The sequence below is a fragment of the Streptomyces sp. NPDC127097 genome, from assembly GCF_042724075.1.
GTDB lineage: Bacteria > Actinomycetota > Actinomycetes > Streptomycetales > Streptomycetaceae > Streptomyces.
The window spans coordinates 24627-45800 of sequence record NZ_JBHXFI010000027.1 but is presented as its reverse complement, the minus strand read 5'-3'; the positions used below and the strand labels follow the sequence as shown (position 1 = coordinate 45800).

Here is a 21174-nt window from a genome sequence, read left to right as displayed (position 1 = left end):
CTGCTACGGGCTCCTGCGGATCCAGCAGATCCGATCCGAGCGCCATGAAGTTAGGGAGACGGAGGGGGAGCGTCAAGGTGACGAACGGGGCACGATGGCGCCGCGCGCCTGTGGCCCCGGCCGCGGGTCGGGTGGGACCCTGCACACCATGAACATGTCTTTTCTGGACAAGTGGCGCAAGCGTCAGCAGACGCACCGGTCCGTGCCGCTGGCGGAGTCGGTGCGGGCCGATCCCGAGAGCGTCGTCGAGCTGCTGTCCGAGTGCGAGCTGCTGCGGGCCCAGGCCGCCACGGCGGGCGTGGAACTGGACGACTCCGTACGCTCGTTGGAGCTGCTGGACCAGCTCCAGCCCGTATGGCGGGACGATCCCGAGGTGCTGCCCTGGCTCGGCAACGACGCCGGCCTCTACCTCGGCACGGTGCTGGTCCGCACGGTGCGCGGCGCGGTGTGGCACGTCTGGCCGGACGGGCAGCCGGTGGTCCGGCTGGCGTCCGGTCGGGAGATCGACGTGGTGACGGCGGGCCATGACTGGGCCGACACCGGCGCACCCGAACTGTCCCAGGTCTACGCCGAGGTCGCCGAGAGCTGAGGGCGGCGTCAGGAGGCCGGCGGGCGCCCGTTCCGCGTCCGCGGGACGTTCATCGGTAACCCTGATTTATCCGTCCATCTCCGCGCATACGTGCGTGTCAGTGGAGAAGTGCCCCATTCGCCCCGGTAGGTTGCGGGCTCTCCGCTGTACGGATGAGAGTGGGCAGGTCTGCATATGGCCGGTGAGGCGCTGATTGAACTGCGCGGGGTCAACAAGCACTACGGAAAACTCCATGTCCTGCGGGACATCGACCTCACCGTCGGCCGCGGGGAGGTGGTCGTGGTCATCGGGCCCTCCGGGTCCGGGAAGTCCACTCTGTGCCGGGCCATCAACCGCCTGGAGACCGTCGAGTCGGGCAGCATCGAGCTGGACGGCAGACCACTGCCCGAAGAAGGCCGGGCGCTCGCCCAGTTGCGTGCCGAAGTCGGCATGGTCTTCCAGTCCTTCAACCTCTTCGCCCACAAGACCGTGCTGGCCAATGTGATGCTGGCGCCGGTCAAGGTCCGGAAGAAAAAGAAGGACGAGGCCGCCCGGCACGCCCGCGAACTCCTGGACCGGGTCGGGCTCGCCTCCCAGGCCGACAAATATCCCGCTCAGCTCTCCGGCGGCCAGCAGCAGCGCGTCGCCATCGCCCGCGCCCTCGCCATGGACCCCAAGGCACTGCTCTTCGACGAGCCGACCTCCGCCCTGGACCCGGAGATGATCAACGAGGTGCTGGAAGTCATGCGCCGGCTCGCCCGGGACGGAATGACGATGGTCGTGGTCACCCATGAGATGGGCTTCGCCCGCTCCGCCGCCAACCGTGTGGTGTTCATGGACGACGGCCGCATCGTCGAGGACCGCACCCCCGAGGAATTCTTCACCGCGCCGCGCAGCGAACGGGCGAAGGACTTCCTCTCCAAGATCCTCAAGCACTGAACGGGGGCGTCGCGATGCCGCACAGTCACTCCTCGCCCCTGCGCCGCGCCCTCGTGGCGCTCGTGCTCGCCGTGCTCACGCTGGCCCTCGCGGGCTGCGGCCGGGCCGGCAGCCCGCCGGTCAAGGGCCCCACGGGCAGCGAACTGCCCCAGTACCCGGTCGCCAGGAACTTCTCCCTGCCCGAGTCCCCGACCTGGATGAAGGCCAAGCGCCGCGGCCATCTCGTCATCGGCGTCAAGGAAGACCAGCCCTACCTCGGTGAGCGGGACCCGGCCTCCGGCGTCTACGCCGGCTTCGACATCGAGATCGCCAGGATGATGTCCGCGGCCCTCGGCTTCCCGCCCGACACCATCGAGTTCAAGACGATCGCCTCCGCCAACCGCGAGACCGCCCTCCAGAACGGCCAGATCGACCTCTACGTCGGCACGTACACCATCAACGACAAGCGCAAGAAGCTGGTGGGCTTCGCCGGCCCCTACTACATGGCCGGCCAGTCGCTGCTGGTGCGCGCCGACGAGAAGGACATCAGGGGACCGCAGGACCTGGCCGGCAAACGGGTCTGCTCGGCGGCCGGCTCGACCCCGTACCAGCGCATCCAGGCCGAGTACCCCAAGGCGATCCTGGTCGCCTACGACACCTACTCGGTGTGCGTCGACAACCTGCTCACCTACCAGGTCGACGCGGTCACCACCGACGACGCGATCCTGCTGGGCTACGCCGCCAAGGTGCCCGACGAGCTGAAGGTGGTCGGCAAGCCGTTCTCCGAGGAGCCGTACGGCATCGGCGTCCCCCGTGGCGACAACGCGCTGCGGTTCGCGCTGGACGACGCCCTCGCCGCGGCCGAGAAGAACGGCCTCTGGCGCAAGGCGTACGACGCGACCCTCGGCCTGTCCGGAGTGCCCGCGCCCAAGCCGCCCCCGATCGACCGCTACCCGGCGACCTGAGCCGGCAAGGAACGGACCGATGAACGTTCTCCTGGACAACCTCTCCCTCTATGGGGAGGGCCTGCTGGGCACCGTCGAACTCACCGTCTACGCCTCCCTGCTCGCCCTCGCCCTCGGCTTCCTGATGGCCGCGTTCCGGGTCGCACCGGTCGGTTCGCTGCGGGCCTTCGGCACGGCATGGGTGACCGTGCTGCGCAATACGCCGCTGACGCTGCTGTTCTTCGCTGTGGTGCTGGGGCTGCCGCGGTTCGGCCTGGTGCTGCCCTTCAAGCTGTTCGCCATTCTCGCGCTGGGCTGTTACACCTCCGCCTTCATCTGCGAGGCGGTGCGCTCCGGCATCAACACCGTGCCGGTCGGGCAGGGCGAGGCGGCCCGCAGCCTGGGCATGACCTTCCCGCAGACCCTCGGTGGCATCGTCCTGCCGCAGGCATTCCGGTCCGTCATCCCGCCCATCGGCTCGACGCTGATCGCGCTCGCCAAGAACTCCGCGATCGCCGGCGCCTTCAGCGTCGTCGAACTGCTCGGGGTCTACAAGCCGCTCAACGAGATGGGCTACAGCATCATCTGGACCTTCGTCTGGATCGCCGTCGGCTATCTGCTCGTGACCCTGACCATCAGCGCGATCTTCAACGTGCTGGAGAAGCGCTTCGGAGTCGCCCGATGACCACCGCTCTCTACGACGTCCCCGGCCCGCGGACCCGGCAGCGGCACCGGCTCTACGGCCTCGGCGGGACGCTGGTGATCCTCGCGCTGATCGCCTGGATCATCTACCTTCTCTTCGCCACCGGCCAGTTCATCGCGGCGAAGTGGACTCCCTTCACCTACACGGGAATTCAGGATCTGCTGCTCCGGGGCCTGGGCAACACCCTCAAGGCATTCGGTTTCGCGGCGGTGCTGTCGCTGGCGCTCGGCGCGGTGCTCGCGACCGGCCGGCTCTCCGAGCACCGGCTCGCCCGCTGGGTGTGCACCCTGCTGGTGGAGTTCTTCCGCGCGATGCCGGTGCTGGTCATGATCTTCTTCATCTATGTGGCCCTGAAGGTGGAGCCGCTGCCCGCCCTGGTCGCCGGGCTGACCCTCTACAACGGCTCGGTGCTCGCCGAGGTCTTCCGTAGCGGCGTGCACTCCGTCGACCGCGGCCAGCGGGAGGCCGCCTACGCGCTGGGCATGCGCAAGACCCAGGTCATGACGCACGTCCTGGTGCCGCAGGCGGTCCGGGCGATGCTCCCGGCGATCATCAGCCAGCTGGTGGTCGCCCTGAAGGACACCTCCCTCGGCTTCCTCATCACCTACGAGGAGTTCCTGCACGCCGGCAAGCTCATCGCGTCCAACCTCGACTACGACCTGCCGTTCATCCCCGTCGTCATGATCATCTCGCCGATCTACATCGGGATGTGCATGCTGCTCTCCTGGCTGGCCAACTGGGTCTCCAAGCGGCAAAAGCGCAATCCCAAGGTCGAGGCGGCCGAGGTGGCCCCGCCGGAGCCGGGCACCTTGCTGCCGGGAGGCCATCGGCCGCCGGCCTGAGGGTCCAGGGGCGGCTCCGGTCCGGCCGCCCCTGCGCCGGCCCGGCCGTCCTTCCCGCCCGGCCGCACACCGCCGGGCCCTCACACCCGCCGGATCCCGTCCCGCATCAACTCCCGCCCCGCCAGCTCGTTCTCCTCGCGTCAGACCAGCATCCGGCGCGGCCGGAACGCGAGAAACACCCAGGCATCGCGTCGTTCGTCATGCCAGACGAAGGACAGCGGCACGAGGCGGGGCGGAGCGCCGCTGTCGGCGCCCCGCCGGCGCCGGGTTCCTAGTCGCGTACCGGCACCGACACATAGGACGGGTCGTCCGCCGGGGAGGAGAACGTCAGGCGGGCGCCGGACGGGTTGTGCTCGGTATAGAGCGGGTCGACGGTGTCGACGACCACGGCGAGACGGTGGCCGGCCGGTACGTCGTAGGCCGTGGAGAACAGCTCCAGGTCCACGCCGAAGGGCTGGTTGGGGGTCTTGCCGTGGAAGGTGTACGGCGCGTGGGTGACCAGCTTGCCGAGGCCGAGCGGGCCCACGTCGTAGAGGTAGGCGATCGCGGTGCCGCTCTCGGCGGTGCTGGTCAGGGTGGTGTGCAGCCGGGTGGTGCCCCGGACCCGCTGTCCGGACTCGTAGCGCTCGGACTGCCAGACGGCGGCGAGCGGGCGGGGCAGCAGCGGGATCGAGGCCATCGGCGGCAGCCGGAAGAACTGGTCCATCATGCTGGAGAGGAAGACCAGGCCGCCGTCGGCGCCGGAGTTCCAGTTGGTGTTGATCTGCTTGCTGTCGCCGAGCTCGATCCGGCGCTGTGCGGACGGGACGTCCTTCCAGCTCTTGTAGCCTTCGTACGCGCCGGTGGAACGGGACTTGAGCAGCACCGGCGACTCCCGGTCGATGCCGTTGTCCGCGCCCTTGAGGTAGTGGTCGAACCACCGTTGGGTGTCGGTCCAGGTGTCGTTGGGCAGTCCGAACAGCCCGAGTCCTTCGGCCGTGGCGTGATCACCGGGGCGGAATTCCAGTCGCTTGGGGCCGGTCAGCTTCTCGTAGAAGTCGGCGGTCTGGTTGGGCGGGAAGATGGAATCGCCCCAGGCGTTGCCCAGCATGATGGCGGCACCATTGGCGTTGATCCGGTCGAGATAGGTGGCGGGGGAGCGCTTGCGCCCCCACGCGATCAAATCCTTTTCCTTGTCCAGGTTCGAGGCCAGGAAGTCCTTCATGATGGTGCGGAATTCGGGGCTGGGGCGTCCGGTCAGCGCGCCCGTGCCGCCCAGGAACGCCGCGGCCTGCCGGTGCTGGGTGCGGCCGCTGTAGATCGAACCGACGAGGTCGCCCCAGCCGCTGAGCGCCGCGACTGCCTTGATCCGCTTGTCGAACGCGGAGGCCAGCAGGCTGATCCCGGCACCGTAGGAGACCCCGCCCATCCCGACCTTCCGCGGATCGGCCGGGGTGTGGGCCAGCGCCCAGTCGATGACCTTCGACGCATCGGCGACGTCCTTCGGGCCGGCCGTGTCGATCTCCCCGCCGGACTGCCAGAATCCGCGGGAGTTGTAGCCGACGACCACATAGCCCGCTTCGGCCAGCTTCCTGGCCTGTGCCAGATACTCGACCTGCGGCATCGACCAGCTCGTCGGCAGCACGATGAGGGGGTGGCGCCGGGTGCCGTCGCCGCCGGCCGGGGTGAAGACGTTCGCCTTGAGGGTGATACCGCCGTCGCCCTCGATGTCGACGAACCGGAGGGAGGCCGAGCCGCCCGAAGCCGCCGTCGTGGGGGCGGATTCCGGGGTCGCCGCCTCGGCGGTGGCCGGGGCGCCGGTAAGGACCGTGGCGGCGAGGACGGCCGCGGAGACGGTGCCGATCGCGACGCGCGGCGTCATACGGGAGGGCGTCATCTTCTGCTCCAGATCTCGATGCGGGCGGCCGCACGCTGTCCGGGGACAGGTGGGGCGTACGGCGCGCCCGAATGTGACTGGAGAGTAAGGTCCGCTCCTTACCTCTGGTAACCCGTCGGTAGGTTACGGGTGAGTAACGCCCGTGTGGACAGGGGGAGTCGGGGTGCGCGGTAGGGGGTGCGCCCTGGGGGCGCCGCCCGGCGGATCGCGGCCCGGTGGCAAGAACTCCGTTACGCGGCAGCCGGTTTCGGCAGGGAGTCGAGGAATTCCGCCAGTACGGCGTTGAACGCGTCCGGCCGCTCCAGATTCGGCAGATGGGCCGTCTGCTCGATGACGGCCAGGGTGGCGTCCGGGATCCGTGCGTGGAGGTCGCGGGCGTCGCTCACGGGCGTATAGGTGTCCTCGGTGCCGACCACCACCAGGGCCGGTACCGATACCCGTGTCAGGAGTTCCCGGTAGTCGGGGCGTTCGGCGCGGCCGAGCAGGGCGGCGGCCGCGCCCTCCGGTGCCGTGGCCGTCATCATCGACAGGACATGGGCGGCGGCGTCCGGCCGGTGGGTGAGGGTGTGCGGGGACACCATCTTGGCCAGCACCTCGTGTGCGTAGCCGGCCATGCCCTCGCGGAGCAGCCGTGCCGCCATGGCGTGGCGGGCGGCCCGGCCCTCCTCGGTCTCCGCCGCGGCGAAGGTGTCGGCGAGCACCAGGCCCCGTATCCGCTCCGGGAAGAGCCGGTAGCACTCCATGACGATCTGGCCGCCCATGGACAGGCCGCCGAGGACGAAGCGCTCGATCCCCAGCCGGTCGAGCAGGGCCAGGAGATCGCGGGCGAAGGTCTCCAGTGGGGTCTTGCCGGGGACGATCGTGCTCTCCCCGTAGCCGCGGAGATCCGGCGCGATCACCCGCCGGCCGGACCGGCTGAAGTGCTCGGTCTGCGGGCGCCACATCGAGCGGTCGAAGGGGTGACCGTGCACGAGCACCAGCGGTGCACCGCTGCCCTCGTCCTCGTATCCCACGGTGATCTCTTCGCACATGACCGAACCCATTGGACCGTCCATCCCTCTGCTGCGGCTTGACGTCTCGATGCTAGAGAGGGCAATCTCTCGGTGCAATACAAAAAATGTACTCGGTGCAATGTTTTCCAAGCGCCTCGTGGGAGTGACCGATGGACGACTATCGCGCGATCGCCGATGACCTCGCCGCCGAGATCGCCGCCGGCCGGCTCCGCCCGGGAGACCGGCTGCCGCCGCTGCGCCGGTTCGCCCGGGACCGGCGTATCGCGAGCTCGACCGCGGCCCGGGTCTACGGGGAATTGAGCCGACGCGGGCTGACGGTCGGCGAGGTCGGCCGCGGGACCTTCGTCCGCAGCGCCGCGCCCGCGGCCGAGCCCGCACTGGCCGAGCCGGCGGAGGCCCGGGTGGACCTGGAGCTGAACTTTCCGGTGCTGCCCGGCCATCCCGCGCTGCTCGCCAAGAGCCTGGGCCCGCTGCTGCGTCCCGAGGCGATGGCCGCCGCGCTCCGTCCGGTGGGAGCCGTCGGCACGGCCGCGGCCCGGCAGGCCGCGGCCGCCCACCTCGCCCGTGGTGACTGGGCCCCCGGTCCCCGGCAGCTGCTCTTCGCGGGCAACGGCCGGCAGGCGATCGCCGCGGCGATCGCCGCGCTGGTCCCGGCCGGTGAGCGGCTCGGCGTCGAATCGCTCACCTACCCCGTGGTGAAGGGCATCGCGGCCCGCCTCGGCGTCACCCTCGTCCCCCTCGCCATGGACGAGCACGGCCTGACCCCAGAGGCGCTGCGCGGTGCCCCTCCGCTGCGCGCCGTCTACCTCCAGCCCGCCCTCCACAACCCGCTGGGCCACACCATGCCCGCCCACCGGCGCGCGGAACTCGCCGCGGTCCTACGGGAGTTGGACCTGCCCGCCATCGAGGACGCGATCTACGGGTTCCTCCGCAACGATCTGTCCCCGCTCGCCGCGCTCGCGCCGGAGCGCACCGTGGTCATCGACAGCCTGTCCAAACGCCTCGCGCCCGGACTCTCGCTGGGCTTCCTCACCGTGCCCGAAGGCACCGCACCGGACTTCGCGACCGCCCTCCGCACGGGTACCTGGACCGCCTCCCGCTTCGCGCTCGACGCGGCCACCCGCTGGATGGCCGACGGCACCGCGGCGGCCGCCGAGGAGGAGAAGCGCGGCGATGCCGCGGCGCGTCAGCGGATCGCCGCCGAACGGCTCGCCGGCTTCCGGGTCCGGGCCGATCCCCAGGCGTATCACTGCTGGTGGGAACTGCCGGACCCGTGGCGGGCCGATACCTTCGTCGCCGCCGCCGCGCGCCGCGGGATCGCCGTCACCCCGTCCGGAGCCTTCGCCATCGGCTCGGGCCACGCACCCAACGCCGTACGTCTGGCGCTCGCCTCGCCGCCCGTCGACGTCCTGGCCGAGGCGCTCGGCGTCCTGGCCGGGCTGGCGCAGGGGGCACCGGAGGACACCGGGGCGGAGTGAGCGGCGCCGGGCGGGCGGCCAGGGCCTGATCCCACACGACAGGCCCTAGGCGCGGTTCATCAGGTGCCGCTCATCAGGTGTCCGAGACCGGTGCGCAGTTCCGCCGTGTTCATCACCGGCTGGAGCGAGACCTTCGCGTGCAGGTCCATGAAGAAGGATTCCAGGAGCGTCGGCATCTGCGACGACTCCTTCATGTCGAAGTAGAAGTAGGCGGTGCGCTCACCGTCGTCGAGGGTGAAGTAGGCCGCCTCCGGCTGGAGGGCGGCGATGGCGGTCTCCATGATCTTCGGCAGACTGCCGTTCTGGATGACTTCGTTGCCGGTCTCGGTCGGTATCCGGGCCGTCAGGACCATCCTCATCGGGCTCACTCCTCGCATGGAGGGTGTGGGGCGGGTGGCGCGCGGCGGCGAACCGGGAGCCCGGGTGCTCGGTGCGTCCGCGGGAGCTCCGGTGCACCGCTGGTGTGCCGTCCCTGTGTTCTCAGGATCTCACGGCAGGGGCGCCGGGGCCGGTCTCCGGCGGCCGGGGTGCGGGTGCGGGTCCGGAGCCGGTCAGCAGATGCTCCGGGCGTCCGCTGGGCGGCACCTCCTCGGCCGGCGGCACCGGACCCGGCGGGGTGCCGTCGCCGAACGGCCGGCCGCCCAACTCCTCGCGGTGGTGCGGGGTCAGCCAGCCGGAGAGGTCCGGACCGGCCGGGACGATGCCGGTCGGATTGATGCCGGTGTGTACCCGGTAGTAGTGGTGCTTGATGTGATGGAAGTCGACGGTGTCGCCAAAGCCGGGCGTCTGGAAGAGGTCCTTGGCGTAGGCCCACAGCACCGGGTCCTCGGCCAGCTTGAAGCGGTTGCACTTGAAGTGTCCGTGGTAGACGGCGTCGAAGCGGACCAGCGTGGTGAACAGCCGGATGTCGGCCTCGGTGAGGGTGTCGCCGACGAGGTAGCGGCGGTCGCGGAGGCGCTCGGACAGCAGGTCCAGGCGCCGGAACAGATCGCGGAACGCGGCGTCGTACTCGCTCTGCCCGGTGGCGAAACCCGCCCGGTACACACCGTTGTTGACATCCCGGTAGACGCCCGCCATGACGATGTCGATCTCCTCGCGCAGCGGCTCCGGATACAGATCGGGGGCGCCGGGCCGGTGCAGCGCCGTCCACTCCGTCGCGAAATCCAGGGTGAGCTGCTGGAAGTCGTTGGTGACGAGCTGCCCGCTGGGCACGTCGACGACGGCGGGGACGCTGACCCCGCCGGGGTAGTCCTTCTCGCGGGCGTCATACGCCTCGCTGAGGAAGCGGATGCCGAGGACGGGGTCACGGCCGCCGGGGTCCAGGGTGAAGCGCCAGCTGCGGTCGTCCTGGATCGGATCGGTGATGGCGAGGGACAGGGCGTCCTCCAGGCCGAGCAGCCGCCGGGAGATAACGGCGCGGCTCGCCCAGGGACAGGCGCGGCTGACCACCAGCCGGTAGCGGCCGGCCTCGACCGGCCAGCCGTCGCGGCCGTCCGCCGTGATGCGGTCCGCGAAGTGGCTCTTGGAGCGCTTGAAGGGCTTCCTGCCGTACGCGACGTTGCCTTCGGTGGGGTCCGAGGTGCCGTCCGTGGTGCCGCCGTTGTTGCCGGTGCCGGGGTGGGGCATCACCGACTCCTTCCGTCTGCGGTTTGCTCCGGGTGCTCAGGGCGAGCCTTCCCGGACGGCGGCGGGTATTCCCCCGCGTCAGCCGCCCGGCGCACCCCGCTTCGTGCCGCGGCCGGGCGGCCTGTCTCAGCCGAGGTGGGTGAGGTCGGGCCGCAGCCGGTGCCAGATCGGATGCCGCAGCCGGCCGGCCGAGGTCCAGCCGGTGTGCGTGATCTCGGCGACGAGCCGGGGCTCGGCCCAGTGCGCCCCCGCCACGTCCACCGCGTTGAGGAACGGGGACCGGTCCAGCGGGATCACCCCCAGATACCGCGCCAGCTCATGGCGCTCCCGGTCGGACAGCCCCGAGCCCACCGAGCCGACGTAGCGCAGCCCCGCGGGTTCCGCCACGCCCGCCAGCACGGAACCGGGCAGTCCGGACAGCCCGCCATGGCCTTCCGTCCAGCCCCCGATGATCACGTCGAGGGTCAGCAGATGTTTCGTCTTGCGCCACTCGGGTGACCGCACCCCCGGCAGATACGCCGAGCTCAGCCGCTTGGCCACCACCCCTTCCAGACCGGCCTGCAACGAGGCATCCCACGCCTGCCTCCCATGGCCCTCCACATAGCCGGGCGCCGACCAGTTCGGGCCCCGGAGCCGCAGCCCGTCCAGCAGGGACCGGCGCTCGTAATACGGCGAGCCGAGCAGTGAGCCGCCCAGATACATCAGATCGAAGAGGACGAGGTGTACGGGGTGCTCCATGGCCAGCCGGGCAGTGCGGCGCGGGTTCACCACGCCCATCCGGCGCTGAAGCAGCCCGAAGTCCGGCCGGCCGCGCGCGTCCAGCACCACCACCTCACCGTCGAGCACCGCGGGCCGCCCCCGCAGCTGCTCACCCAGCGGCGCCAGCTCCGGGTAGGTGTCGGTGGCCTCGTTGCCGGCCCGGGTGACCAGCCGGACGGTGCCGTCGCCGGAGGTGTTGACGATGCAGCGCGCACCGTCCCATTTGGCCTCGAACGCCCAGGCCGCCTCCTCGTGCTCGGCAGGCAGCGGGCCGACCGTGGCCAGCATCGGCCGGATCACGGGGTACGGGGCCGAGCCACGCTCGGCGGACGGGGCCATGGTTCGATCATCGGGCGAGACGGGGACGCCCGCAGATCGGCGGGCCGCCGGGCCGGGCGGTCACGCCCCGGGTGCTCAGGTGCCGCCGCCCGGCCGGGTCCCGCTCCGCGGGGCGCCCCCGCGCGGCGGCCGCTGCGCGGGAAGCTCCTCCTCGCCCTCCGTACGGACATGCGGCAGGATCCGGTCCAGCCACCGGGGCGTCCACCAGGCCGCCGGGCCCAGCAGCGTCAGCACCGCGGGGACCAGCAGCAGCCGGACCACGGTGGCGTCGATCAGCACGCTCACGGCCAGCCCGAGACCCAGCATCTTCACCACGATGTTGTCGCTGATGATGAACGCGGCGAACACGCTCACCATGATCAGCGCGGCGCAGGTGATCACCCGGGCGGTGATCTCCAGCGCGTGCGCCACGCTCGCCTTCGCGTCTCCGGTGCGCAGCCATGCCTCGTGCACCCGCGACAGCAGGAAGATCTCGTAGTCCATGCTCAGCCCGAAGACGATCGCGAACATCATCATCGGGACGTAGCTCTCGATCGGCACCGTGCCCGAGACCCCGAGCGCCGGCCCGCCCCAGCCCCACTGGAAGACCGCCACCACCACCCCGTACGAGGCGGCGATCGACAGCACGTTGAGCACCGCCGCCTTCACCGCGACCAGCACGCCGCGGAAGACGGCCAGGATGATGAGGAAGGCGAGCGCGACGACCACGGCGATGATCAGCGGCAGCCGGCCGGCGACGATGTCCAGGAAGTCCACCTGGCCGGCGGTCGTGCCCGTCACATAGCCGTGCGCGTCGGTCCCCTTCACGGCCGCCGGCAGCAGGTCGTGCTCGAGGCGGTTGACCAGATCCGTGGTGTCCGCGTTCTGCGGGGCCTGGTCGGAGTACGCGGTCCCGGTCAGCACCGCGCCGTCCGGGGTGGCCTTCAGCGGCGTGATGAAGGCCGCGCCCGGGACATCCGTGAGCACCTTCTGGGCCTGCTTCGCCAGCATCGGGCGGTCCGCCTGCGGGACCCCGGACTCGTCGATGACGAGGGTCAGCGGACCGTTGGAGCCGGGGCCGAACGCCGAGGACATCAGATCGAAGGCGCGCCGGTCGGTGAACGACTTCGGGTCCGCGCCGTCGCCGATGTGCCCGAGCCGCATCGAGAAGACCGGAAGGGCCAGCACGACCACGATGAGCACCCCGCCCGCCAGATACCACCACGGGCGGCGCTCCACCCGCCGCGCGTACCGGTGCCAGCTGCCCTGGGCCGGCTCGCCCGGTCCGGCGTCCGTCTCGGCGATCGGGCGGCGCACCCGCAGCCGGTCGATCCGGCGGCCGATCAGCCCGAGCAGCGCCGGGAGGAGGGTGAGCGCGCCGAGCACCGCCGAGACCACGGTGCTGGCGGCCGCCACGCCCAGTTTGCCGATGAAGGAGAGGCCCGAGACCCACAGCCCCACCAGCGCGATGATGACCGTGCAGCCGGACACCAGCACCGCCCGGCCGCTGGTCGCCACGGCCCGGCCCGCGCCGGTGACCGGGTCCGCACCGTCCATCAGGTTCTGCCGGTGCCGGGTGATCAGAAAGAGCGCGTAGTCGATGCCGACGCCGAGGCCGATCATCGTGGCCAGGGTGGGGGAGACGGTGGCGAAGACGAAGGCGGCGGCGATCAGCCCCAGACAGGCGAGCCCGCAGACGGCGCCGATCAGCGCGGTCAGCAGCGGCACCCCGGCCGCCAGGACGCTCCCGAAGCCGACCAGCAGAACCAGGATCGCCACCCCGAAGCCGATCACCTCGCTGGTCCGGTCGTCGGGCTCCGGCCGGGCCAGCTCACCCAGCGGCCCGCCGTACTCCACCTCCACGCCCGCGGACCGCAGCGGCCGCACCGCCGCGTCGACCCCGTCCAGATAGTCCGGCTCCAGGGTGGACGGCTGCACGCTGAACCGCATCGTGATGTACGCGGTCCGGCCGTCGGTGGAGAGCGGGCCGACGTTCGGCGTTCCGGGCGGGGGCTTGGCGGGCGGTGGGCCGGGCGGCGGCAGCGGATTCTGCGCGGACAGCACGTCCGGCAGCCTGCCGAGCGCGGTGACGGCGCCGTCGATGTCGCCGCGGAAGGCCGTCAGCGGCTTGGCCGCGTCGTGCAGCACCACCTGGCTGCTGTAGCCCCCGGCCTTCGGCTCGTGCTTCTGGAGCACCTCGCGGCCCTGCGTCGACTGGACGCCGGGCAGCGCGAAGTCGTCGGAGTACTCCCCGCCGTACGCACGCTGGAGAAATTGCAGCCCGACCAGGGCGACCAGCCACAGCACGAGGACGACGACGCAGTGCCGGGCACACCACTCGCCGACCCTGCGCAGCGCCCCGTTGTCGCCGGACGCGCCGGGCGCGGCCGCCCCGCTCGGTTTCCTCGGCAACGACATGGCTGCTCCCGATGCGGGCCGGCGCTCCTGGCACATACGGACATGCAGCAGTCAACGCCGGTTCCGCCGCCGCGGCATACCCACCGGGGAATACGGGTGTCGGCCGAACGGGTGCGCCCCGCCGTCAAGCGCCCGCGGGCGAGGCGTCGTTGCGGAACACCAGCAGATAGCGCCAGAAGAGCAGCCGTCGGATCCGGCACCCGGGAAGCAGCACGGCGGCCTCCCGGCGGATGCGGGGCAGCGGCATGTCCGGCGGTGCGACGGGCGGCTTCAGCGGAGCGGTGGCGGCCGGCCGGAGCCGTTCCGAGGCGGCGACGGCGAGCCGGACCACCGCGTTCACCGGCGACGCGGCCAGGCCCCAGCACCAGTCGGCCGGCGACCTCTCGGCATAGCAGCCCAGGATGACCAGCACGCCGCCCGGCGCGAGGGCCCGGCGCAGTGCGGTGACCGTGTCGAACGGCAGGTGATGCAGGCTCGCCAGGCAGGAGATGAACCCGTAGTGCCCGTCGGGCAGTTCCAGCTGGGTGATGTCCGCATGGTCATAACGGGGCGGCGCGCCACCGTCCGCGGCGTTCCCGGCTGCGGCCCGGGCCTGTGCGAGGACGTCGGCCGAGGGATCGACCGCATGGACATCGAGCCCCAGCCCGGCCAGCCGCCGCGCGAACCGGCCGGTCCCGCACCCGACGTCGAGCCCGGTGCGGCAGTCCCGCGGCAGCTGCCGTAACAGCAGACGGTGGTAGTGGTCGTTGTGGTCGAAAGGCATCCACCGACCCTAGGACCGCGCCGGCCGCCCCCGCCGGGATCAGCCGCCCCGCCGGGACCATCCGCTCACGTGGTGCCGTGCTCGCCGCCGTCACCTGGTCAGCGTCACGACTTTCGAGCTACCGAGCACCCGCCCGTGTGCGTCAAGCGCCCTGACCTGGAAGTACGGGCCCCGGTTCGCTGTCGCGAGGGCGGTCTCGAAGCCGGTGCGGGGGACGCGGCCGCGGACGACCCGCAGGGACTGGGGGCGGGGGCCGGCGAGCAGTTGCCACGCTCTGGTCTCCGTGGAACCGTTCCACGAGGCGTAGACGACGCGGTGTCCGTCCACGACGCGTGCCGCCGCGCTCGGCGGGTAGTACGGGCGGCCGACCCATCGGTTGCGGAAGGCGCGGTACGAGATGTCGGATCCCGGCATCTTCGCGTCGTAGAGCAGGTTCTGGAAGCCGTTGTTCTGGGAGTTTCCCGGATATGCGTACTCCGAGTAGTAGGAATTCTGGCCCCACCCGATGAACTGGTTCCCGTTGGGAAGGGCCTGGGTGTTCCCCTGGGAGGCGGAGTACAAGGACGGTGCGTGGTAGTAGGTCTTGTGGACGGTCGCCCGGCGGCGCGCGAAGTTGAGGTTGAGGATCAGGCCGTGTGACTGCTGCTCGGGTGTGCCGTCCGGCTGGTTGCAGCACCCGTCGTCGAACATGCTGATCCGGCCTTCCGGACGGAATCTGACGTCGTGTTGCCAGAAGAAGTCCGCGTTCGGGCCGAAGGTGAAGTCGCTCTTCTTTCCGCCGAGTTGCCAGCGGATCCGGCCGGTCCTTCTGGAGATGTCGTAGGCCGCCCACATGTTGCGTGCCGAGATCAGCAGTTCACCATTGGGGCCCTCGTCGATCGAGTTCATGTGGTAGGCGTCCCACACTCCTCCGGATGACGACGCATCGGAGGCGGGCACCTCGGATTCGGTCGGATCGACGTGATCGAGAATGTCCCACGAGAAGACGAGTTCCCCCGTGGCGAGGTCGACCTCCTGAACTTCGCTGTCCAGGATGGCGCCGTCCTCCGGACCGCCGTAACGGCTGAGGTCCATGGGGATCGGCTTGGTCGCGATGAACAGCGCGGTTCCTCTGCGGGTCAGGATGAATTCGTGCTCGTCCGGATGGAAGCCGTGACGGGCGAAAACCGTGCCGACCAGGCGGTAGTGGCTGTCGTAGACGTAGTAGCACCCGCCCGGTTCTGGGGCGCCGCCCGGCAGGTTGGTGTATGCGGGCGGGATCGCGATGGACCCCTGCCACCAGGTCAGCACGGGCTCTGCCGTGCCCTTCCGGGGGTTGTGATAGGTCTGAACCTTGAAGTCGGCGTTCTGAAGGCTCGTCGAGGGCAGCGGCCGGAACCAGACCGGCGCACCGGAGTTGTCGGAAATCAGCGCTCCGGTCTGGCCGATCATCGGGCTGCTGATGGTGTACGGGCCGGTGAAGATTTTCCCGGGTGCCGTTCCCGGGCGCTGTGCGGTCACGCTGACCCGCATGGGATGAAGCCTTGGCGCGGAGACGAAGCTCCACACGCCGCTGCCCGAAGTGATCAGCTCCGGCGCAGGGGGACTCCCCGACGGAGGCGCCGGCTCGGTCGCACACAAGCGGGGCCCCGTCGGCGAACTCGCCTCGGCGGGAACCACACAGCTCGCGAAGGCGAGCCCCGCGGCCAGTGCGCAGGTCCCCGCGGTGCGGCTCATCCGCCTGGCCCTGCGAGCCCACGGCTTTCCCTCTGCCATCATCTCTCCATCGCGATATGTCACATTCCTGAGCCGCCCGGGAACGTCCGTCATCAAGATCAAATCCGGGAGACCCGCGTGTGCCGGCGACGCTAAGCGCTACGGTCGGCGGCCGCCTGCTGGAGACGCCGTCCGGTGGACCGTTCACCCGGCCCCCCGTAGCACCGGGCCGTGGGCGGAGCAGCGACTGACGCGATGTCATCACCCGCCCCGGCCGACGGTTTTCGGACATCGCCTTGATGGCGGCGGCATACGTGGTCATGCCGCCCCAACGGACCGTCAGACCGGCGCTGAGCAGGCGCGAACGAGCCGCAGCGCCTAACGTCACAGAGCACGGCTCCCGGCATTGGGCATTCCTGGATATCTGACCGGGGAAGGGCGACAGAAAGAAGGCACAGGTGCGGTCATCAGCGATGAGGGAAGCCGCCGTGGGACGCATCAAGCGGTCGGGCAAACCGGCGGCTGCTCTGCTGCTGGCGATGGTCCTCACCGGGTGCGGGTTCGGCGCGCCCCCGGGAGACACCGACGATTCCGGGGAAAGAAGCACGGGCAACGGCGACGTGGTGGGCACTCCCACACCGCTGCGCAACGTGCCCCGCGAACTGTCCACCCTGGCCGACGGGAAACTGGTCGTCTACCGCATGCCGGGAATTCAAGGAAAACGGATCAATGCCACCGCCATGCTGTTCACTCCCAGGAAAACTCCGCCACCCGGCGGCTGGCCACTTTTCGTATGGGGCCATGGCACCGTCGGATGGGCCCCGGAGTGCGCACCGAGCGTCCAGCTCCAGGAACACAAGAAATGGGCCGACGGGCCCAACGCCGCGTTGCTGGCGGCCGTCCTGAAGATGGGCATCGCGGTCGTGGCCCCGGACTACGAGGGGCTGGGCCCGGCGGCGGCCGGCGTCCCGACCGGGCACGGCTATTACGATCTTTCGAGCGAGGGCAAGTCCATGATCTTCGCCGCCGTTGCGGCGAAACGGTATCTCGGCGGAAAGGCGTCCGGGAAATGGGTGCCGGCCGGCTGGTCCGAAGGGGGATTCGCTGCGCTCGCCGCCGCGTACTACTCCCGGTTGTCCAAGAAGGCCGAGCCCGCTCTGGACTATCGGGGCACGATTTCCCTCGCTCCCGTCCCGGACGTCCCCGCCATGAACAAGCTCCTGTGGCGGGACATCGCCAACGGCTCCAAACCCGGGACCACACCAACCGAGCGTCAGATCGACCAGCTGGTCTTCGCCAACGCGGAAACCATCTATTTCACGAAAACCCAGCGCTATGCGGGCTATCACGTCGACCCCGAAAGGATCTACGGCCAGAACATGCTGAAGTTCTATCGGCAGAACTGGCGGGCGTGCCTGGACGATCTGAATGCCATGGTCAAGGGTGACATCAAACGCTACCTGAATTCCTCGCCCTCCCACCACTTGTCCTCATACCCGGGGATCCGCGGAAACGGCCCGAACTTGCTGCCGGAGAACCGGCGGTTCTTCGAACGGAACCAAGGAAGGCTGGAGAACTCGACCCTGCCGGGGTCGGTCCTCTGGCTCTATGGGACCGATGACATCACCAGCCCGGCCGCTGTCACTTACCACGTCGTCAACAAGATGCTGGCCAACGCCAACGACATCAACCTCGCCGTTTTCGAGGGCGCCGGCCACTATGACGTGCCCACGGTCGGCCTGCCGCTGATTCAGGCACGCCTGAGGCAGCTCTTCCCGGCCGTAGTTCCCGGCCGCAGCGGGTGACGGTGGTGGTGCAGCGGATGCGGTAGGTGCCTTCGCCGCCGTCGCCCGGCCGTTCCTGCTTCCCGTACGGCTCCTTACGATTCCTCTCGACCGTTTGTGGCACGGCACGAGGTGAGGACCGATCCGTTGATGAACCATTCCTGGGCGCTTGTGGAGCCCGGTATGTCCCTTGCGTGTTCCGGCTGTTGCCGGCGTACGGGTGGCCGGGCGGGGGGTGGCCGATGAGCCGGGCGGTGCTGGTGACCGGGGCGTCGCGGGGGATCGGGCGGGCGGTGGCCGAGCTCTTCGCCGCGCACGGGGACCGGGTCGCGCTGCATTACGCGTCGCGGCGGGCGGCCGCCGAGGAGGCGTACGCGGGGCTGGCCGGCGGCGGACATGTGCTGGTGCAGGGGGATGTGAGTACGCCCGAGGGGGCCGCGGCGCTGGTGGACGCGGCGGTGGACGGGCTGGGCGGTGTCGACGTGCTGGTCAACAACGCCGCCGCGAATGTGGCCCACCCCCTGGACCGCACCTCGTTCGAGGACTGGCAGAACGCCTGGCGGCAGGTCGTGGACGTGAATCTGCTGGGTGCGGCGCATGTCAGCTACTGCGCGGCGCGGAACATGATCGAGCGGGAGGTGGCGGGGCGGATCATCAACATCGGGTCGCGCGGGGCGTTCCGCGGCGAACCGGATCACCCGGCGTACGGCGCGGCCAAGGCGGCGCTGCACGCGATGGGGCAGTCGCTGGCGGTCCACCTGGCGCCGTACGGCATCGGCGTGGCCTCGGTGGCCCCGGGATTCGTGGAGACCGAGCGGGTCGCGGACCGCCTCACGGCGGACGTGCGGCAGCAGAGCCCGTTCGGCCGGGTCGCCGTGCCCGGGGATGTGGCGTCCGCCGTCCACTATCTCGCCTCGCCCGGGGCGCTCTGGTCCTCCGGCGCGGTACTGGACGTCAACGGGGCGTCGCATCTGCGCTGAGCAGCCTGCGCCGGGAAGCCGGTGCTGAGGAGCCTGCGCTGAGTACGTTCCGGGAAAGGGGAAGCCCCGGCCGAACGGGGGAATTCGGCCGGGGCGGTCTCGGGGGGCGCGGGCGGCGACGGCGATGGTCTCCGGGCCTGCCGCCGTGCGGCGTGGCCGGTTTTCCCGGCCGTGGGCCCTGCGGCGCCGTCGGGACGGCACGCGCTTCCAATTGAACGATAAACCATTGAGCCGGCTTCCGGCGCATCGGGTGACCGCTCTCACCCGTGGCCGGACCCGCCGCCCCGCGCGAGCCCCGTCAGGGCTCGATACGGACCGGACGATAGCCCTCGTCCAGCAGCCGCGGCAGATACCACGCCAGCGCCTCGACGGTCTGGCCGCGCTCGCCGCCCCCGTCGTGCGACAGCACGATCGCCCCGGGACGCAGCTGGTCCAGCACGGTGTAGGCGATGTTCCCGGCCCCGGGCATGGTCCAGTCCTGCGAGTCGACCGCCCAGCCGACGGGGGACATGCCCAGCGCGTTGCAGATGCTCAGCGAGGGCTCGTCCCAGTCGCCGTACGGCGCGCGCGCCAGGTCGGGAGCGGTGCCCAGGACATCCTCGATCAGATCGCTGGTGTGGCCGAGCTCGCTGCGGACGGCGCCCGGCGGCAGCGTGGTCAGCTGCGGATGGGACCAGGTGTGGTTGGCGACGGCATGGCCGTCGTCGGCGATGGCACGCAGCAGGCCAGGGAACTCGACGGCGTTCTCGCCGATCACGAAGAACGTGGCACGGGCGCCGTGGCGGCGCAGGATCCGCAGGACGTCGGGGGTGTACGCGGGGTGCGGCCCGTCGTCGAAGGTGAGGAAGACCTCCCGGCTGTCGGTGGACAGCTGGAAGGCGACGTCGGGGTGCGGGGGAGAGGTGCCCGGCCCGGAGCGGGAGGTCTCACCGGCCATCGGGCGCAGCCGGTACGGCCCCGGGCCGCTCGCCGGGCCGGCCTGCTCGGCGGACGGCGGCGGCCCGGCCGCGGCCGCGGAGGACTCCGGCGCGGGCGACGGCTGCCGCGGGCCGGCGTCCGGAGCGCCGTCGCCGGAGGGGAACAGGCCCCGGACGGCGGCGAGCGCACCGACCACGACCGCGGCCCGGAGAACCGTCCGCCGGGTGTTCGTACGCTGCTCGCCATCCACCCTTCACGTGCTCTCACGCGGCCCGCGGCGGGCGCGGCAGCAACACCGCGGCGGGCGGGTTCCGCACCCGATCGGCTCGCACCCGCCGGCCGGCAGCCGCCGCCGGGGGCACCGGCCGCGGTGCGGCGCGGACCCGCGAGCCTCCCTCTCCCGCCGCCGGGCGGCCCCTGGTTTGTCCGGCTGTGAGCACATTCCTCTGGCCGAAGCGGATGATGGTGGGCCGTCCGCTGGACAGTGCGCGGCTCGGTGAGACGCTGCTGCCGAAACGGCTGGCGCTCCCGATCTTCTGTAGCGACCCGCTGTACGGCAGCATCCTGCTCGCGCTGGCCGCCATCGGGCTGAGGACCGTCGCCCCCCGGGGCTCAGGCCGCCGCCCGGTGCCCCTTCGGCTCCGCGGCCGTGAGCGCGGCCTTGGTGACATCCGCGACCAGCTCGACGACATCGGGTCCGTACGCCTGCGAGTTGACCACCTTCAGCAGCAGACAGAACTGGCCGTCGGTGCCGTGCTTACGGGTCAGCTTGGCCCGGTTGCGGACGAGGTGGCGGACCGCCGCCCGGTGGGTGACCGGGCGCTGGCCGGCCGCCAGGAACACCGGGCGGTCGCCCTCACCGGCGGTCAGCCGGGCCAGCAGGACGTACTCCACGGCGCCGGGCTCCACCCGGTAGGTCGAGCCGCCGATCGTGAAGGTGCCGCGGCCCGCGCCGGACTCGTCACCGGGGTGCACCGCCACCCCCGGCAGCAGATTCGCCAGGTGGGCCGCCAGACGGCGGTGCGCGGTGGGGTCGCCGACACAGAACTCGGTACGCGCCCCGAAGCCCTGGAGGCCGGTGTCGTGCGGCGCGACCTCGGGGTGCGCACCGCAGCTCTCGATCACCCCGGCCAGCCCCAGCAGGGCCAGCGCGTCATGGCGCGGGATGCTCCAGTGGGCCGCGGAGCTGTCCCGGTGGGTGACCAGCACACACTCCGAACCCTCCGGCAGCCCGAAGAAGCCTTGCTCGCGGGCGAGCTTGCGGCGGGTCACCGCGGATTGCACGGCCCAGCCGGCCGCCAGGCCCACGATCAGGGCCGCGGCCGTCACGGTCAGGAGCAGCAGGGTGTCGTCCATGGCCGGGGAGCGTAGCGGCATTCCGGTTGTCCGTTCGAGGGCGGGGCGGACAGCTGGGACGGCTTGTCCCGGTCCGTGCGGGCATACCTGATCCGTACGGAAAGGCGTAGCTGGTCCCTGCCCCCGCGGAGGCCGCCATGCCCGAAATGCCCTCTGTCGGCGGGCTGTTGCCGCGAGTAGGCTCCGGGCCCCTGCCGCCCCCCGCGCAGCCACTG

Annotated in this window: 18 protein-coding genes; 8 read left to right on the top strand and 10 right to left on the bottom strand. The window is 70.9% G+C overall.

Annotated elements, in window-relative coordinates:
- The first annotated feature begins 148 nt into the window (after positions 1 to 148).
- The 5 genes from ACFWJW_RS21115 to ACFWJW_RS21095 all read left to right on the top strand — a co-directional run bounded on the left by ACFWJW_RS21115 (position 149) and on the right by ACFWJW_RS21095 (position 3975).
- Complete coding sequence (locus ACFWJW_RS21115; protein WP_387243383.1) at positions 149 to 589, top strand: DUF6278 family protein; 441 nt, start codon at positions 149 to 151, stop codon at positions 587 to 589.
- Between the two features lie 174 nt (positions 590 to 763).
- Positions 764 to 1507: an amino acid ABC transporter ATP-binding protein gene (locus ACFWJW_RS21110; RefSeq protein ID WP_387243380.1), complete on the top strand. Its 744-nt coding sequence runs from the start codon at positions 764 to 766 to the stop codon at positions 1505 to 1507.
- A 14-nt stretch (positions 1508 to 1521) separates the two neighbouring features.
- Complete coding sequence (locus ACFWJW_RS21105; RefSeq protein WP_387243377.1) at positions 1522 to 2451, top strand: glutamate ABC transporter substrate-binding protein; 930 nt, start codon at positions 1522 to 1524, stop codon at positions 2449 to 2451.
- 19 nt (positions 2452 to 2470) lie between these two features.
- Positions 2471 to 3115, top strand: coding sequence for an amino acid ABC transporter permease (locus ACFWJW_RS21100; protein ID WP_387243373.1), 645 nt, complete (start codon positions 2471 to 2473; stop codon positions 3113 to 3115).
- A complete protein-coding gene (locus tag ACFWJW_RS21095) occupies positions 3112 to 3975 on the top strand; it encodes an amino acid ABC transporter permease (protein WP_387243370.1) in 864 nt (287 codons plus the stop codon). Before ACFWJW_RS21100 ends, ACFWJW_RS21095 begins: the two co-directional genes overlap by 4 nt.
- 271 nt (positions 3976 to 4246) lie before the next feature.
- Here ACFWJW_RS21095 and ACFWJW_RS21090 read toward each other — a convergent pair whose 3' ends face one another.
- Both ACFWJW_RS21090 and ACFWJW_RS21085 read right to left on the bottom strand, forming a co-directional pair.
- Positions 4247 to 5851 carry an alpha/beta fold hydrolase gene (locus ACFWJW_RS21090; protein ID WP_387243367.1) on the bottom strand — a complete coding sequence of 535 codons (1605 nt, stop codon included), beginning with the start codon at positions 5849 to 5851 and terminating at the stop codon, positions 4247 to 4249.
- Positions 5852 to 6081: 230 nt separating this feature from the next.
- On the bottom strand, positions 6082 to 6894 hold the full coding sequence (locus ACFWJW_RS21085) for an alpha/beta fold hydrolase (RefSeq protein WP_387243364.1): 813 nt from the start codon (positions 6892 to 6894) through the stop codon (positions 6082 to 6084).
- Positions 6895 to 7013: 119 nt separating this feature from the next.
- Between ACFWJW_RS21085 and ACFWJW_RS21080 the strand changes: the two genes are divergently transcribed.
- Positions 7014 to 8342, top strand: coding sequence for a PLP-dependent aminotransferase family protein (locus ACFWJW_RS21080; RefSeq protein WP_387243361.1), 1329 nt, complete (start codon positions 7014 to 7016; stop codon positions 8340 to 8342).
- 59 nt (positions 8343 to 8401) lie between these two features.
- On the opposite strand, the gene ACFWJW_RS21075 is transcribed toward ACFWJW_RS21080, so the two are convergent.
- From ACFWJW_RS21075 to ACFWJW_RS21050, 6 genes are all read right to left on the bottom strand, one after another.
- On the bottom strand, positions 8402 to 8701 hold the full coding sequence (locus ACFWJW_RS21075; protein WP_387243358.1) for a hypothetical protein: 300 nt from the start codon (positions 8699 to 8701) through the stop codon (positions 8402 to 8404).
- Positions 8702 to 8822: 121 nt separating this feature from the next.
- Positions 8823 to 9968: a glutathione S-transferase family protein gene (locus ACFWJW_RS21070; RefSeq protein WP_387243355.1), complete on the bottom strand. Its 1146-nt coding sequence runs from the start codon at positions 9966 to 9968 to the stop codon at positions 8823 to 8825.
- A gap of 126 nt (positions 9969 to 10094) precedes the next feature.
- The gene (gene ligD, locus ACFWJW_RS21065) at positions 10095 to 11066 is read right to left on the bottom strand and encodes a non-homologous end-joining DNA ligase (RefSeq protein WP_387243352.1); all 972 of its coding nucleotides are present in this window, start codon (positions 11064 to 11066) and stop codon (positions 10095 to 10097) included.
- A gap of 75 nt (positions 11067 to 11141) precedes the next feature.
- Positions 11142 to 13463 (bottom strand): MMPL family transporter, encoded by a 2322-nt coding sequence (locus ACFWJW_RS21060; protein ID WP_387243349.1) that lies wholly within the window; start codon positions 13461 to 13463, stop codon positions 11142 to 11144.
- Between the two features lie 124 nt (positions 13464 to 13587).
- A complete protein-coding gene (locus tag ACFWJW_RS21055) occupies positions 13588 to 14226 on the bottom strand; it encodes a class I SAM-dependent methyltransferase (RefSeq protein WP_387243346.1) in 639 nt (212 codons plus the stop codon).
- Positions 14227 to 14316: 90 nt separating this feature from the next.
- A complete protein-coding gene (locus tag ACFWJW_RS21050; protein ID WP_387243343.1) occupies positions 14317 to 15738 on the bottom strand; it encodes an arylsulfotransferase family protein in 1422 nt (473 codons plus the stop codon).
- Between the two features lie 671 nt (positions 15739 to 16409).
- Between ACFWJW_RS21050 and ACFWJW_RS21045 the strand changes: the two genes are divergently transcribed.
- On the top strand, positions 16410 to 17726 hold the full coding sequence (locus tag ACFWJW_RS21045; RefSeq protein WP_387243340.1) for an alpha/beta hydrolase family protein: 1317 nt from the start codon (positions 16410 to 16412) through the stop codon (positions 17724 to 17726).
- Between the two features lie 221 nt (positions 17727 to 17947).
- Entirely contained in the window at positions 17948 to 18685 is a 738-nt protein-coding gene (locus tag ACFWJW_RS21040; RefSeq protein ID WP_387243337.1) for an SDR family NAD(P)-dependent oxidoreductase, read from the top strand.
- 298 nt (positions 18686 to 18983) lie between these two features.
- On the opposite strand, the gene ACFWJW_RS21035 is transcribed toward ACFWJW_RS21040, so the two are convergent.
- A complete protein-coding gene (locus tag ACFWJW_RS21035; protein ID WP_387243334.1) occupies positions 18984 to 19853 on the bottom strand; it encodes a polysaccharide deacetylase family protein in 870 nt (289 codons plus the stop codon).
- A gap of 362 nt (positions 19854 to 20215) precedes the next feature.
- Complete coding sequence (locus ACFWJW_RS21030; protein ID WP_387243331.1) at positions 20216 to 20959, bottom strand: hypothetical protein; 744 nt, start codon at positions 20957 to 20959, stop codon at positions 20216 to 20218.
- Positions 20960 to 21174: the final 215 nt, after the last annotated feature.

Excerpts from the sequence above, each read along its gene's own strand:
- ACFWJW_RS21115 (WP_387243383.1), top strand. The coding sequence starts at position 149 with ATGAACATGTCTTTTCTGGACAAGTGGCGCAAGCGTCAGCAGACGCAC.
- ACFWJW_RS21110 (WP_387243380.1), top strand. The coding sequence starts at position 764 with ATGGCCGGTGAGGCGCTGATTGAACTGCGCGGGGTCAACAAGCACTAC.
- ACFWJW_RS21105 (WP_387243377.1), top strand. The coding sequence starts at position 1,522 with ATGCCGCACAGTCACTCCTCGCCCCTGCGCCGCGCCCTCGTGGCGCTC.
- ACFWJW_RS21100 (WP_387243373.1), top strand. The coding sequence starts at position 2,471 with ATGAACGTTCTCCTGGACAACCTCTCCCTCTATGGGGAGGGCCTGCTG.
- ACFWJW_RS21095 (WP_387243370.1), top strand. The coding sequence starts at position 3,112 with ATGACCACCGCTCTCTACGACGTCCCCGGCCCGCGGACCCGGCAGCGG.
- ACFWJW_RS21090 (WP_387243367.1), bottom strand. The coding sequence starts at position 5,851 with ATGACGCCCTCCCGTATGACGCCGCGCGTCGCGATCGGCACCGTCTCC.
- ACFWJW_RS21085 (WP_387243364.1), bottom strand. The coding sequence starts at position 6,894 with ATGGGTTCGGTCATGTGCGAAGAGATCACCGTGGGATACGAGGACGAG.
- ACFWJW_RS21080 (WP_387243361.1), top strand. The coding sequence starts at position 7,014 with ATGGACGACTATCGCGCGATCGCCGATGACCTCGCCGCCGAGATCGCC.
- ACFWJW_RS21075 (WP_387243358.1), bottom strand. The coding sequence starts at position 8,701 with ATGAGGATGGTCCTGACGGCCCGGATACCGACCGAGACCGGCAACGAA.
- ACFWJW_RS21070 (WP_387243355.1), bottom strand. The coding sequence starts at position 9,968 with ATGCCCCACCCCGGCACCGGCAACAACGGCGGCACCACGGACGGCACC.
- ligD (WP_387243352.1), bottom strand. The coding sequence starts at position 11,066 with ATGGCCCCGTCCGCCGAGCGTGGCTCGGCCCCGTACCCCGTGATCCGG.
- ACFWJW_RS21060 (WP_387243349.1), bottom strand. The coding sequence starts at position 13,463 with ATGTCGTTGCCGAGGAAACCGAGCGGGGCGGCCGCGCCCGGCGCGTCC.
- ACFWJW_RS21055 (WP_387243346.1), bottom strand. The coding sequence starts at position 14,226 with ATGCCTTTCGACCACAACGACCACTACCACCGTCTGCTGTTACGGCAG.
- ACFWJW_RS21050 (WP_387243343.1), bottom strand. The coding sequence starts at position 15,738 with ATGCGGGTCAGCGTGACCGCACAGCGCCCGGGAACGGCACCCGGGAAA.
- ACFWJW_RS21040 (WP_387243337.1), top strand. The coding sequence starts at position 17,948 with ATGAGCCGGGCGGTGCTGGTGACCGGGGCGTCGCGGGGGATCGGGCGG.
- ACFWJW_RS21030 (WP_387243331.1), bottom strand. The coding sequence starts at position 20,959 with ATGGACGACACCCTGCTGCTCCTGACCGTGACGGCCGCGGCCCTGATC.